At 66.6% G+C, this 12,509-nt stretch carries 14 protein-coding genes; 2 read left to right on the plus strand and 12 right to left on the minus strand.

The window, feature by feature from the left end:
- Positions 1-123 precede the first annotated feature (123 nt).
- On the plus strand, positions 124-1,281 hold the full coding sequence (locus EPO41_RS04445) for a benzoate/H(+) symporter BenE family transporter (protein ID WP_296321004.1): 1,158 nt from the start codon (positions 124-126) through the stop codon (positions 1,279-1,281).
- Here EPO41_RS04445 and EPO41_RS04450 read toward each other — a convergent pair.
- Complete coding sequence (locus EPO41_RS04450; RefSeq protein WP_296321007.1) at positions 1,268-1,816, minus strand: carboxymuconolactone decarboxylase family protein; 549 nt, start codon at positions 1,814-1,816, stop codon at positions 1,268-1,270. The genes EPO41_RS04445 and EPO41_RS04450 overlap by 14 nt on opposite strands.
- Positions 1,817-1,902: 86 nt before the next feature.
- Between EPO41_RS04450 and EPO41_RS04455 the strand changes: the two genes are divergently transcribed.
- Entirely contained in the window at positions 1,903-2,214 is a 312-nt protein-coding gene (locus tag EPO41_RS04455; protein ID WP_296321009.1) for a helix-turn-helix domain-containing protein, read from the plus strand.
- A 12-nt stretch (positions 2,215-2,226) separates the two neighbouring features.
- On the opposite strand, the gene EPO41_RS04460 is transcribed toward EPO41_RS04455, so the two are convergent.
- The 11 genes from EPO41_RS04460 to EPO41_RS04510 form a co-directional block, all read right to left on the minus strand.
- Positions 2,227-2,667, minus strand: a complete 441-nt coding sequence (locus EPO41_RS04460; RefSeq protein WP_296321011.1) for a hypothetical protein — start codon at positions 2,665-2,667, stop codon at positions 2,227-2,229.
- Positions 2,664-3,905, minus strand: coding sequence for a sulfite oxidase (locus tag EPO41_RS04465; RefSeq protein WP_296321014.1), 1,242 nt, complete (start codon positions 3,903-3,905; stop codon positions 2,664-2,666). Before EPO41_RS04465 ends, EPO41_RS04460 begins: the two co-directional genes overlap by 4 nt.
- Positions 3,906-3,934: 29 nt before the next feature.
- Entirely contained in the window at positions 3,935-4,726 is a 792-nt protein-coding gene (locus EPO41_RS04470) for an ABC transporter permease subunit (RefSeq protein WP_296321020.1), read from the minus strand.
- A gap of 10 nt (positions 4,727-4,736) precedes the next feature.
- Positions 4,737-5,576, minus strand: coding sequence for an ABC transporter permease subunit (locus EPO41_RS04475; protein WP_296321023.1), 840 nt, complete (start codon positions 5,574-5,576; stop codon positions 4,737-4,739).
- Between the two features lie 195 nt (positions 5,577-5,771).
- Positions 5,772-6,770, minus strand: coding sequence for an ABC transporter ATP-binding protein (locus EPO41_RS04480; RefSeq protein ID WP_296321026.1), 999 nt, complete (start codon positions 6,768-6,770; stop codon positions 5,772-5,774).
- Position 6,771: 1 nt separating this feature from the next.
- On the minus strand, positions 6,772-7,857 hold the full coding sequence (locus EPO41_RS04485; protein WP_296321028.1) for a polyamine ABC transporter substrate-binding protein: 1,086 nt from the start codon (positions 7,855-7,857) through the stop codon (positions 6,772-6,774).
- A gap of 16 nt (positions 7,858-7,873) precedes the next feature.
- The gene (locus tag EPO41_RS04490) at positions 7,874-8,575 is read right to left on the minus strand and encodes an ABC transporter ATP-binding protein (RefSeq protein WP_296321030.1); all 702 of its coding nucleotides are present in this window, start codon (positions 8,573-8,575) and stop codon (positions 7,874-7,876) included.
- Positions 8,575-9,327, minus strand: coding sequence for an ABC transporter ATP-binding protein (locus tag EPO41_RS04495; RefSeq protein ID WP_296321033.1), 753 nt, complete (start codon positions 9,325-9,327; stop codon positions 8,575-8,577). Before EPO41_RS04495 ends, EPO41_RS04490 begins: the two co-directional genes overlap by 1 nt.
- Positions 9,320-10,297, minus strand: a complete 978-nt coding sequence (locus EPO41_RS04500; protein ID WP_296321036.1) for a branched-chain amino acid ABC transporter permease — start codon at positions 10,295-10,297, stop codon at positions 9,320-9,322. The genes EPO41_RS04495 and EPO41_RS04500 overlap by 8 nt, the downstream gene beginning before the upstream one ends.
- An 82-nt stretch (positions 10,298-10,379) precedes the next feature.
- On the minus strand, positions 10,380-11,294 hold the full coding sequence (locus tag EPO41_RS04505) for a branched-chain amino acid ABC transporter permease (RefSeq protein WP_296321039.1): 915 nt from the start codon (positions 11,292-11,294) through the stop codon (positions 10,380-10,382).
- A gap of 63 nt (positions 11,295-11,357) precedes the next feature.
- Positions 11,358-12,494, minus strand: coding sequence for an ABC transporter substrate-binding protein (locus EPO41_RS04510; RefSeq protein WP_296321176.1), 1,137 nt, complete (start codon positions 12,492-12,494; stop codon positions 11,358-11,360).
- Positions 12,495-12,509: the final 15 nt, after the last annotated feature.

The following is a 12,509-nucleotide window of genomic DNA, read 5'->3' on the forward strand; positions in this document are numbered from 1 at the left end:
CGGCGAGCAACCGACCTCTCTTGTCATCCCGAGCGCAGCGAGGGACCTTTCGCAATACCGAGTAAAGGTCCCTCGCCTGTGGCTCGGGATGACAATGGTTTCGAAATCGACAGGCGTGCGCCCTTGAAATCGGCTGGACTCGTCTCCGTCGCGACCGCCGCTCTGGTTGCGACCATCGCCGGTGCGGGCGGGGCGCTGCCGGTGGTGCTGGCGGCGACGCAGGGCGTCGGCGCCACGCCCGAGCAGGCAAGTTCGTGGGTTTCGGCCCTCGGCATCGCCACGGCGGTCAGCGCGCTGATCCTGAGTGTGCGCTACCGCATGCCGATCATCGCCGCCTGGTCGACGCCCGGAGCCGCGCTCCTCGCCTCGACCTCGGGCGTGCCGAGCTTTGCCGCAGCGGTCGGCGCCTTCGTGCTGGCGGCTCTCCTGATCCTGCTCACGGCGGCGGTGCGGCCGCTCGGGCGGTTGATCGAGAGGATTCCGGCCAGCATTGCGGCGGCCATGCTGGCGGGCGTCCTGCTGCGTCTGGTCATGGCCATGTTCGAGCACGTGCCGACGGCGCCCGTGCTGGTCCTGCCGTTGCTCCTGCTGTTCCTGGTGTCGCGCGCCTTCCTGCCGACGCTCGCCTCGCTGGTCGTCCTGGTCGCGGGTGCGCTGCTCGCCTGGTCGATGGGGATGGTGAAACCGCTGCCGCCGCTCGGCTTCTCGACCGTGGTGTTGACGATGCCGGCGTGGGATGTCGCCACAGTCGTGGGGCTCGGCGTGCCGCTCTACCTCGTGACCATGGCATCGCAGAACCTGCCCGGCTTTGCCGTGTTGCGCGCCTCGGGCTACCAGCCGCCGGTCCAACCCATCCTCGCGGTCACGGGCGTCGCGTCGCTCGTCAGCGCGTTCCTGGGCGCCCACACATCGAACCTCGCGGCGATCTCGGCCGCGATCTGCACCGGCCCGGACGCGCATCCAGATCCGGCGAAGCGCTGGATGACGGGCCCGTTCTACGCCCTGTTCTGGGGCCTGATCGCGCTGTTCGGCGCGTCGGTGGTGGGGCTGTTCATGGCGCTGCCGCCGGCGCTGCTTGCGACGGTCGCGGGCACGGCATTGCTGGGATCGACCGCGGGCGCGCTGGGATCGGCCCTCTCGGGCGATCAGGACCGGCTTGCGGCAGCGGGGACGCTGGCCGTCACCGTCTCCGGTATCGGCCTGCTCGGCATCGGCTCGGCTTTTTGGGGCCTTGTCATCGGCCTCCTCATCCTGGCGATCGACCGTCTCACGAAGCGCTAGGGAAGCGCGCGGCGTAGCCCTCGAGCGGCAGGTCGAGGGCGCGGCAGAGGAAGCTGATCGTGTGGTAGTAGCCCGCGAGCGCGATCACTTCGAGGATTTGCGCCTCGTCGAAATGCGCGGCGAGTTCAGTCCACGTCTCGTCGCCGATGGTGTGACGGTCGACCAGATCGTCGACGGCGGCCAGCAACGCCTGTTCATCGTCCGACCAGCAGGGTGCATCGGCCGGGCCGTGGATCGTCGCGGCGATCCTCTCGGCATCGAAGCCGACCTTCTCGGCGAAAAAGGCGATATGAACGCCCCATTCATATTCGGCCCCGAGTCGCGCCGTCGTGCGGTCGATCACGACCTCGCGCTGCCGCAGCGACAGCGTGCCTTTGTCGAGCAGGCCGCCGGCAAACATCTTCCCGAAGACGCGCGGGTTGCGCGCCATCGTCCGGAACAGGACCAGCGGCGCAACGCCTGGAGGCATGGTGCGCGCAAGAGCAGCCGCGATCTCGGTCGGATAAGGCTCTTCGGCGGGAGCGATGCGGGGCATGGCGGGTCTCCGGTGTCTTTGCTACATATTCCGTAGCAATGAGCGATGCGGTTTGCTACAGAAAATGTAGTAACGGAGTGTAATAGATGGTGAAGAGGGTGCGCGGCTCGACGACCGGCCGCCCGATCATGGCGCTGCTCGACCTGCTGGGGCGGCGCTGGACCCTGCGCATCGTCTGGGAGCTACGCGAGGAACCCAGGCGCTTCCGCGAGCTGCAGGATCTGATCGGCGCCAGCCCGACCATCGTGAACACGCGGCTGGCAGAGCTGCGCGAGGCAAAGCTGGTCGAGCTGGACGAGGCGACGGGCTATCGGCTCACGGCGCTCGGCAACGAGCTGCTGCGGCTGTTCCTGCCACTGCATGTCTGGTCTGAGAAATGGGCGAAGGCGACAGCTTAGCCGCCGCCCGCCTCATTTCAAAAACGGATTGTCGCTGCCGCGGCCCTTGCGTCGGGGCGGGAAGGTCTCGGCGAGATAGTCGAGGATCTCCGTCCGCTCCTCGGCCTTGATCGGCGGCATGCGATGCTTTTCCAGCATTAGGTCGATGGTCGAATCCCAGAGGTCGCGCGTCAGACCCTGGGCCTTGATCAGCGCCACGCCATGGCAGGCCGTGCACGTGTAGAACGTGAGCTCGCGGTTCTTGCCCTCGGGCAGGTCCTCGACCGTGTCGTTGTGCGGCGGCGGCTTGCCCTTGTCGGGATCGGCGACGGCCGGTGCCGCCGCGACCTTCGGTGCCGGCGGCACGTGGACATACTGATCCCTGCGCAGCGCGCCGGCGCGATCGAAGGCGAGCAGCAGGAACGTCGCCGTCAGGCCGATGACGGCGGCGTGGATCACGTTGAGGCGGGTCAAGATTCGACGAGCACCCGGATGCGGTTGATCGGATTGGCGCCGTATCCCTGCGGGTTCCAGTTGGCGGCCTGGAAGGGCTGGGTCACGCCCTTGCTGTCGGTCGCCTTGGCCCACACTTCGTAGTAGCCCGCGGTCGGCAGTTCGATCGAGGCGCTGAAGTTCTGCCACGCATACTTGTTGGCCGGCGCGTCGACCTTGGCGGGCTTCCAGGTCACGCCATAGTCGGTCGAGATGTCGACGGTCTTGATGTCGAAGTCGCCGGCCCAGGCATGGCCGCGCAGGTCGAGTTTGCGCGACGTGAGCTTCGAGCCGTCGGCCGGGAAGGTGATGATCGAGCGCACGGGCATCGATTCCAGGATCGCCATGTCCTTTTCGTTGCCCTTGCTGCCCGGCACGATCGGCGTTTTCGGCACTCGGTAGGAGAAGCCGCCCATGCCGGGGCCGTCGTGCTCCTTGTCGCGGATCCAGATGCGGTTCAGCCACTTGGTCGACGCGGAAGCGGGCCAGCCGGGGATCACGAGGCGGACCGGTGCGCCGTGGATCAGCGGCAGGTCCTGGCCGTTCAGCTTGAAGGCGATCAGCGAGTGTTCCTCCATCGCCTTGGCGATCGGCACACCGCGCGAAATGGAGGGCTTGTTGGTTTCGCCGGCCAGGGTCGGATCGGCACCATAGGCGCCGGTATAGATGGCGGAGGACTTGAGCCCGGCGGCCTTCAGCACGTCGGCCAGGCGCACGCCGGTCCACATCGGGCAACCCGCGCCGCCGTTGGTCCACTGGTTGCCGCGCGCCTCGGGCGTGAAGAAGGACCGGCCATTGCCACCGCATTCCAGCATGAGCTGGTAGGTGACAGCGGGGAACCTGGTCATCAGGTCGCCGACGCTGATTTCCATCGGCGTGTTGACCTCGCCGTCGATCTTGACCTTCCAAGCCTTGGGATCGCCCGTAATGTCGGGCACCTGCCCGTTGTTGCGGATGAACAGCTTGTTGGTCGGCGTGACGTTGTCGTCGAGCAGCTCGGCCTGCGTCTCGGCCACGAGCGGTCTGTCACCCAGGACCGCGAGCTTGGCCTTTCCGTCCATTTCGAGCAGCTTCGGGCCCTTGGCGGCCGCCGGCGCGCTCTGCGCGTGAGCCGCACCTACCGGCGGCAGGGAAGCACCCAAAGACGCACCGACAGTGGCCATTCCGACCCCCTTCAGCACATTACGACGCGACGGCTTGGACGTTCCGGAACGAAGCATTTTTTCCTCCCTGAGGTAGGATTCTTAGCTCAAACTTTCCGGCGCGTCAGCCAGCCGGACAGGATCAATGCACAGGCCGCGACCGTGACGACGATGGTCGCGAGCACGTTGATCTGCGGGTCGACGCCCAGCCGGACGCTGGAATAGACGCGCATCGGCAGGGTCTGCGACTGCGCCCCGGCGACGAACTGAGTCAGGATCAGATCATCCAACGATAATGTGAAGGCGAGCAGCCAGCCCGAGCCGACGGCTGGCGCGATCAGCGGCAGGGTGACGGTGCGGAACGTCACCCAAGGGGTGGCGCCGAGGTCCATCGCCGCCTCCTCCAGCGCGCGGTCGAAGTCGGTGAGGCGGGCCTGTACGACGATGGCCACGAAGGCGATCGAAAAGGTCGTGTGGGCGACGACGATGGTGAGGAAGCCGCGGTCCGGGCCGCCGAACAGTCTTTCGGAGCCGACGAACAGCAGCAGCATCGAGATGCCCATGACGACTTCCGGCATGACCATGGGGGCCACCACGAGGCTGCCGAACAGCGTGCGTCCGGGGAAGCGAGGTGCGCGCGCCAGCGCATAGCCGGCCGCGAGGCCAAGCAGCGCCGCGCCGGTCGCGCTCACCAGCGCGATGCGCAGCGACAGCCAGGCGGCCTCCAGCATCGCCTCGTTGGCGAACAGGGCGTGCCACCATTTCAGGGAGAAGCCCGACCAGACGGTGACGAGGCGCGATTCGTTGAACGAATAGATGATCACCAGCGCGATCGGCAGGTAGAGGAAGGCATAGCCGAAAGCCAGCACGCCGAAAGCGAGGCGGGCGCGGCCGGTCATGTGCCCAGCCTCATGTGCGCTTCTCCAGGCTGCGCGCCTGGTTGCGCTGGAAGATCGCGATCGGGCCGACCAGCAGCACCAGCAGACAGACCGCGACCGCGGAGGCGAGCGGCCAGTCGCCGTTGGTGAAGAACTCGTCCCACAGGACCTTGCCGATCATCAGCGTCTCGGTGCCGCCCAGCAGGTCGGGGATCACGAACTCGCCGACCGCCGGGATGAACACCAGCAGGCAACCCGCGACGATGCCGGGCAGCGACAAGGGCAGCGTGACGGTGAAGAAGGCGGCCAGCGGCTTCGCACCGAGATCGGCCGCCGCTTCGAGCAGGCTGTCGTCCAGCTTCTCGAGGGTGGCATAGAGCGGCAGGACCATGAAGGGCAGGTAGGCGTAGACGATGCCGAGATGTACCGCCCACTCGGTGCCGAGGATCGTGCCGGGATTGGACACGAGGCCGCTCCAGCGCAGGAACTGGTCGATCAGGCCGTTGTCGGCCAGCAGGCCCATCCAGGCGTAGATGCGGATCAGGAACGAGGTCCAGAAGGGCAGCACGACCAGCATCAGCAGCAACGGGCGCCGGTTGGGCGCGGTGCGCGCGATGGCATAGGCCATGGGATAGCCCAGCAGCAGCGCCACCAGGGTCGAGGTCGCGGCGATCCTGAGTGAGGAGAGCCAGGCCGCCAGATAGAGGCCGTCGGAGAAGAGGAGCGCGAAGCTCTTAATGCTCAGTCCCAGCTCGACCGGCGGCACCGAATCGGGCGCATAGGTTCCCAGCGAGATGGCCAGCACCAGCAGGCAGGGGAGCAGGAAGAAGATCCCGAGCCACAGGAACGGCAGGCCGATGACGAACCGCACCGTCTAGAGTCCTTCCATTTTTACATTGACCCACTTACCTCATCCTGAGGAGCGTCGTGAAGCGGCGCGTCTCGAAGGATGGGCAACAGGCAAGGTGCGCGTTCCCACCCTTCGAGACGCATCGCTGCGCGATGCTCCTCAGGGTGAGGTCGGTGTTGGAATGCTCGGTTCAATTCAATCTCGCCCATGAACGCTCTAGGCCTCCAGCCTCTGGCCGGATTCGTCCGCCCAGCCCAGCCAGACCGGCTGTCCTCGTGCGAAAGCGGCGCCGGCGCTGCGGCTGGTGTTGGTCGTCGACACGGTCATCGTGCCGTGGGCGTCGGTCTCGACATGATAGAGCGAGCGGTCGCCCTCGTAGGCGACGTCGACGATCCGACCGGCGATGGTCCTGGGCAGGCCGGGCCGTTCGGCAGAGAGCGCGATCTTCTCGGGTCGCAGCGCCATCCAGCCGCCGCCGTCGCGGGCGATGATGTTGGCGATGCCGATGAAGTCGGCCACAAAGCGCGAGACCGGATGCTCGTAGACCTCGTGCGGCGTGCCGATTTGGGCGATTCGGCCCGCGTTCATCACGGCGAGTCGCGTCGCCATCGACATGGCCTCCTCCTGGTCGTGCGTCACCATGACGAAGGTGAGGCCGAGCTGCTCCTGCAGGCGCACCATCTCGAAACGCGTGCCCTCGCGCAGCTTGCGGTCGAGGGCGGCCAATGGCTCGTCGAGCAACAGGAGCTTCGGCCGTTTCACCAGCGCGCGTGCCAACGCCACCCGTTGGCGCTGGCCGCCGGAGAGCTGCGACGGCTTGCGTTTGGCATGGTCCTGCAGGTGCACGAGCGTCAGGATCTCGGCGACCCGCTCGGCGATCTCGGCCGCCTTCACCCCATCGCGGCGCAGCCCGTAGCCCACATTGGCCGCCACATCCATGTGCGGGAAGAGGGCGTAGGACTGGAACATCATGTTCACCGGCCGCCGGTAGGGCGGCACGTCGGTCATGTCCTGTCCGTCGATGAACAGCCGGCCCTCGTCGGGTGTCTCGAACCCCGCCAACATGCGCAGCAGGGTGGTCTTGCCACAGCCCGAGCCGCCCAGCAGCGCGAACAGCTCGCCGCGGGCGATCTCGAGATCGACACGATCGACGGCGACGATCGGTCCGAAGCGTCGGGTCAGTCCCTCGATGCGGACGATTGGCCCTGAATTCAATTCAACGGCCCGTCTTCACCGAGGTCCACAGTCGCGTGCGCTCGCGCACCTGTTCGGCAGTGCCGGCGGTGATGGTGTAGAACTTCGCGCGCACGTCGGCCGGCGGATAGATCAGCGGATTCTCGGAGATGTCCTTGGGCAGCAGCGCGAAGGCGGCCTTGTTGCCGTTGGCGTAGCCGGTGAGTTCGCTCGACGCGGCGGCGACCTTGGCTTCCAGCATGAAGTCGAGGAAGCGGTAGGCATTGGCCTGGTTGGGCGCGTCCTTCGGGATCGCCACGACGTCGATCCAGAGCAGCGACCCCTCCTTCGGGATCGCGTATTCGATGTCGACCTTGCTGGCGGCCTTGGCGCCGCGGTCGCGCGCCTGGAAGATGTCGCCGGAAAAGCCAAAGGCCAGGCAGATGTTCCCACCGGCCAGCGCGTTGATGTATTCGGAAGAATGGAACTTGCGGATGTAGGGCCGCACCGCCTTCACCACGTCGGCGGCCCTGGCGAGATCCTCCGGCCTCTTCGAGTCCGGATCGAGGCCGAGATACTTGAGCGCGGCCGGCAGCACGTCGGTGGCGCTGTCGAGCAGCATGACGCCGCAATCCTGGAACTTCGAGACGACCGCCGGATCGAAGATCATGCGCAGCGAATCGACCGGCGCATCAGGCAGGCGCTTCCTGATCTCGGCGACGTTGTAGCCGATGCCTGTCGTGCCCCACATCCACGGCACGCCATGGGCGTTGTTCGGATCGTACTTGGCCAGCGCCGTCATGATCTCGGGATCGAGATTTTTCCAGTTCTTCAGCTTCGCCTTGTCGAGAGGCAGGAAGATGTTGGCCTGGAGTTGCCGCACGAAGAAGGGCGAGGCCGTCGGAACGACGATGTCGTAGCCCGACTTGCCGGTGCGCAGCTTGGCGTCGAGGATTTCGTTGCTGTCGTAGGTCGTGTAGTTGACCTTGATGCCGGTATCCCTGGCGAAGTCCTTGAGCTGGTCCTCGGCGATGTAGTCCGACCAGTTGTAGACGTTGACCGATCCCTGCGCGGCGACGGGCGCGACAGCGGCGAGAAAGAGCAACGAGGCAACGGCAAACAGACGCATCGGCAACTCCACTGGATCAGACGCCAAGATACCTGTGCTGAAGTTCCTTGTCCTCGGCCAGGGCCTGGGACGAGCCGGCCCAGACGACGCGGCCTTTCTCGACGATGTGGTGGCGGTCGGCCAGCGGGATGAGGGCCGACACGTTCTTGTCGATGACCAGGATCGCCTGGCCCTCGGTCTTCAGCCGGCCGAGGCAGGACCAGATTTCCTGACGGATCAGCGGCGCCAGCCCCTCGGTCGCCTCGTCGAGGATCAGAAGCTTGGGGTTGGTCATCAGGGCGCGTCCGATCGCCAGCATCTGCTGCTCGCCGCCGGAAAGCTGGTTGCCCATGTTGCGCTGGCGCTCGGCCAGCCGCGGAAAGAACTCGAAGACCCGCGCGGTGGTCCACGGGCTCGGCCGCGCGGTGCGGTTGGCGCTGGCGGCCAGAAGGTTCTCGCGCACCGAGAGGTTGGGAAAGATCTGGCGCCCCTCCGGCACCAGCCCGAGTCCGAGCCGGGCGATGCGGAAGGCGGGCATTCCATCGACCCTGGCGCCCTCGAACTCGACCGTGCCGCGGCGCGCCGGCATCAGGCCCATGATCGTGTGCACGGTCGTGGTCTTGCCCATGCCATTGCGGCCCATCAGGGTCACGACCTGGCCGGCCTCGATGGCGAGTTCCATGCCGAACAGCGCCTGGCTGGGACCGTAGAAGGCGTCGAGGTCGCGGACCTTCAGCATCAGGCCATCTCCTCGCCGAGATAGGCTTGGCGCACGTCCGGGTTCGCCCGGATCTGGTCGGGCGTGCCGCTGGCGATGGCACGGCCATAGACCAGCACGGTGATGCGGTCGGCGAGCTGGAACACGGCATCCATGTCGTGCTCGATCAGCAGCATAGCGTGCTTCTGCTTCAGCGCCCGCAGGAAGCCGATCAGCCGCTGACTCTCCTCGACGCCCATGCCGGCCATCGGCTCGTCGAGCAGCAGCAGGCGCGGATCGCCGGCCAGCGCCATGGCGATCTCGAGCTGGCGCTGCTCGCCGTGGCTCAGAGACGAGGCCAGGGTGCCGGCGCGCTCGCCGAGACCGACTTCCTCGAGCAGGCGGCGGGCGGGGCCGCGCAGGCCCTCGTCGCGGCGCGCATCGGCCAGGAAGCGGAAGGAGTGGCCGGCATGGCCCTGCACGGCCAGCGCCACGTTCTCCAGCGCCGTGAACTCGCGCAGCACCGAGGTGATCTGGAAGGAGCGGCCGAGCCCCAGCCGCACCCGCGCATGGGTCGGAAGGCGGGTCACGTCGCGGCCGGCGAAGTGGATGGCGCCGGAATCGGGGGCGACCACGCCGGTGAGCTGGTGGACCAGGGTGGTCTTGCCGGCGCCGTTCGGGCCGATCAGCGCGTGGATCTCGCCCGGCCGGACGTCGATCGAGACGTTGTCGGTCGCCAGCAGGCCGCCGTAGCGCTTCACCAGCCCCTCGGTGCGGAGCAGTGGCTCAGTCATGACGCCGCCCCAAAAGCGAGTCGATGCCGCCGCGCGCATAGAGCGCGATCAGCACCAGCAGCGGGCCGAACACGATCATCCAGTATTCGCCCCAGCCCTTGTGGGCGAGGTTGAGGATGGGTGGCAGCGCCTCCTCCAGCACGAAGAAGGCGATGGTGCCGTAGAGCGGCCCGCACAGGGTGCCCATGCCGCCCAGCACGACGATGACGATCAGGTCGCCCGACTTCATCCACGACATCATGGCGGGCGAGATGTAGGCGCCTTCGTTGGCGAGCAGGACGCCCGACAGCCCACCCAGAGCGCCGGCGATGGTGAAGGCCGCCAGCCGGTAGCGGAACACCGGGAAGCCGAGCGCCGTCATGCGCAGCTCGTTGGATTTGGCGCCGCGGATCACCAGGCCGAAGCGGGAATTGGCGTAGCGGCCGCAGAACCACAGGCTGGCGCAGAGCAGCGCGAGGCACAGCCAGTAGAAGCTCGCCTTGTCGCGCAGGTCGATCAGGCCGGGGAAGCGGCTGCGGCTGATGTTGAGCCCGTCGTCGCCGCCATAGGCTTCGAGGCCGCTGCCCACATAGTAGACGAGCTGCGCGAAGGCGAGCGTGATCATGATGAAGTAGAGGCCGCGCGTCCTGAGCGACAGCGCGCCGATCACCGCGGCCCAGGCGGTGGCCGCGAGCACGGCGACCGGCCACTGGATCCAGCCGCTGGAGATGCCTTCCGCCGACAGGATGCCGACCGCGTAACCGCCGATCCCGAAAAACATCGCGTGGCCGAAGCTCACCAGCCCGCCATAGCCCAGGATCATGTTGAGGCTGACCGCCGCGATCGACCAGATGACGATGCGCGTGCCGATCGACAGGAGATAGCGCTGGTCGAAGGCCTGGGTGAGCAGCGGCAGGGCCGCCAGCACCAGCAGGATCAGCGCCGTCGCGATCCCGCGCGGTGTAAGGAGCGAGGAGACGAGGTCTCTCATCGGAGCGCGCCACTCCAGTGGCGCTCATGAAAAGATGCGCCACTGGAGTGGCGCGCTCCAGGGAGGCGTGGGTGCGAAGCGATCATGTGCGCTGGCCGAACAGGCCGGTCGGCCGCCACACCAATACGGCGGCCATCAGCACGTAGACGAGGACCTGAGAGATGGCGGGCGCGGCGCTCGAGGCGGCGCTGGAGCTCATGAAGGTCTTGAGGATGTCGGGCAGGAAGGCGCGGCCGACGATGTCGATCTGGCCCACCACCATGGCGGCGATGAAGGCGCCCTTGATCGAGCCGATGCCGCCGATGACGATGATCACCAGGGCGAGGATCAGGATGTCGTCGCCCATGCCGATCCGCACCGTGGCGATGGGGGCGGCCATCAGGCCGGCGAGGCCCGCGAACACCGCGCCCAGGCCGAAGACCAGGCTGAACAGCAGCTCGATGTTGACCCCCAGCGCGCCGATCATGCGCCGGTTGGAGGCGCCGGCGCGGATCAGCATGCCGAGCCGCGTGCGCGCCACCAGCCAGGCCAGCAGGATCGCCACGACGGCGCCGACGACGATGATGGCGAAGCGGTAGGCCGGGTAGGGCACGCCCGGCAGGATCTCGACGGTGCGGTTCAGGAATCCGGGGATGGCAATGCTCTTGCCGGCGGGGCCCCAGAGCGCGCGCACCAGCTCGTTGAAGAACAGGATCAGGCCGAAGGTCGCCAGCACCTGGGTGAGATGGTCGCGCGTGTAGAGCCGTCTAATCACCGCGATCTCGACGGCGACGCCCAGCAGGAAAGTCGCGGCCAGCGCCAGTAGCGTGCCCAGCACGAAGGAGTCCGTAACGCCGATCAGGGTCCAGGCGATGTAGGCGCCCATCATGTAGAGCGAGCCGTGCGCCAGGTTGACCAGGTCCATGATGCCGAGCGTCAGGGTCAGGCCGGCGGCGAGCAGGAACATCAGCAAGCCGAGCTGCACGCCGTTCAGCACCTGGAGCAGCAGGTATTCCATCCGGTCCTCAAACAAAACGGGAGCGCGTCGCCGCGCTCCCGTCGATTGCTTCGACGAAGATCCTCACTTCATCGGGCACTTTGCAGCGAAGGGATCGACCGCGTCCTTCACGGCGGTGGCGATGGTCTTCACCGTCATCATGCCCTGCGGATCCTTGACCGTTTCCTGGATGTAGAAGTTCTCGATCGGGAAGTTGTTGTTGCCGAACTTGAAGTCGCCCCGGACGGACTTGAAGTTGGCCTTCTTCATTTCGGCGCGGACCTTGTCCTTGTTGGACAGATCGCCCTTCAGCGCCTCGGCGGCCGAGGCCATCAGCATGATCGCGTCGTAGCTTTGCGCGCCGTAGTAGGACGGATAAACGCCGTGCTTCTTCTTGAAGTCCTCGACGTACTTCTTGTTGGCCTCGTTCGGCAGGTCGTTGACCCATTCCTGGGCGCCCAGGGTGCCCAGCGCGAGGTCGCCCTGCTGCGGCAGGGTGATCGCATCGATCGAGAACACCTGGTAGAGCGGCACCGTCTTGTTGAGGCCCGACTGCGCCCACTGCTTCACGAACTGAACTCCGTGCGCGCCGGGATAGAAGATGAAGATGCCGTCCGGCTTGGCGGCGGCGATCTTGGTCATCTCGGCCGAGAAGTCGAGCTGGTCCGGCCACTTGGTGAAGTCCTCGCTGACGATCTTGCCCTTGTAGGTGCGCTTCACGCCCGCGAGCATGTCCTTGCCGGCGGCGTAGTTGGGGCCGACCAGGTAGAGGCTCTTCACGCCCTTGGTGTTGAGATACTCGCCCATCGCCATCGGCGTCTGGTCGTTCTGCCAGGAGGTCGAGAAGAAGTTCTTGTTGCAGAGCTCGCCCGCGATCTGCGACGGGCCGGCATTGGCCGAGACCAGGATCGTGTCGCCCTCGTCGACCACGGTCTTGTAGGAGGCCAGCAGCACGTTCGACCAGATGTAGCCGCCGATGAAGTTCACCTTGTCCTGCTGGACGAGCTTCTCGGAGCGCGCCTTGCCGACGTCCGGCTTGAACTGGTCATCCTCATAGATGATCTCGAAGGGCTTGCCGCCCATCTTGCCGCCGAGATGTTCCTTGGCCAGTTCGACCGAGCGGCGCATGTCCTCGCCGATCGCGGCCTGCGGGCCGGAGAAAGTGCTGACGAAACCGATCTTGACCGGGCTCTGCGCCATCGCTGGCAGGCCGAACGCCATCGCCGCCGCAATTGT

The sequence above is a fragment of the Reyranella sp. genome, assembly GCF_004297265.1.
In the GTDB taxonomy this organism is placed as follows: domain Bacteria; phylum Pseudomonadota; class Alphaproteobacteria; order Reyranellales; family Reyranellaceae; genus Reyranella.

What these genes read in the sequence shown, in the direction of transcription:
- EPO41_RS04450 (WP_296321007.1), bottom strand. Translation starts at nt 1,816, where the DNA reads ATGCCCCGCATCGCTCCCGCCGAAGAGCCTTATCCGACCGAGATCGCG.
- EPO41_RS04455 (WP_296321009.1), top strand. Translation starts at nt 1,903, where the DNA reads ATGGTGAAGAGGGTGCGCGGCTCGACGACCGGCCGCCCGATCATGGCG.
- EPO41_RS04465 (WP_296321014.1), bottom strand. Translation starts at nt 3,905, where the DNA reads ATGCTTCGTTCCGGAACGTCCAAGCCGTCGCGTCGTAATGTGCTGAAG.
- EPO41_RS04470 (WP_296321020.1), bottom strand. Translation starts at nt 4,726, where the DNA reads ATGACCGGCCGCGCCCGCCTCGCTTTCGGCGTGCTGGCTTTCGGCTAT.
- EPO41_RS04485 (WP_296321028.1), bottom strand. Translation starts at nt 7,857, where the DNA reads ATGCGTCTGTTTGCCGTTGCCTCGTTGCTCTTTCTCGCCGCTGTCGCG.
- EPO41_RS04490 (WP_296321030.1), bottom strand. Translation starts at nt 8,575, where the DNA reads ATGCTGAAGGTCCGCGACCTCGACGCCTTCTACGGTCCCAGCCAGGCG.
- EPO41_RS04495 (WP_296321033.1), bottom strand. Translation starts at nt 9,327, where the DNA reads ATGACTGAGCCACTGCTCCGCACCGAGGGGCTGGTGAAGCGCTACGGC.
- EPO41_RS04500 (WP_296321036.1), bottom strand. Translation starts at nt 10,297, where the DNA reads ATGAGAGACCTCGTCTCCTCGCTCCTTACACCGCGCGGGATCGCGACG.
- EPO41_RS04505 (WP_296321039.1), bottom strand. Translation starts at nt 11,294, where the DNA reads ATGGAATACCTGCTGCTCCAGGTGCTGAACGGCGTGCAGCTCGGCTTG.
- EPO41_RS04510 (WP_296321176.1), bottom strand. Translation starts at nt 12,494, where the DNA reads ATGGCGTTCGGCCTGCCAGCGATGGCGCAGAGCCCGGTCAAGATCGGT.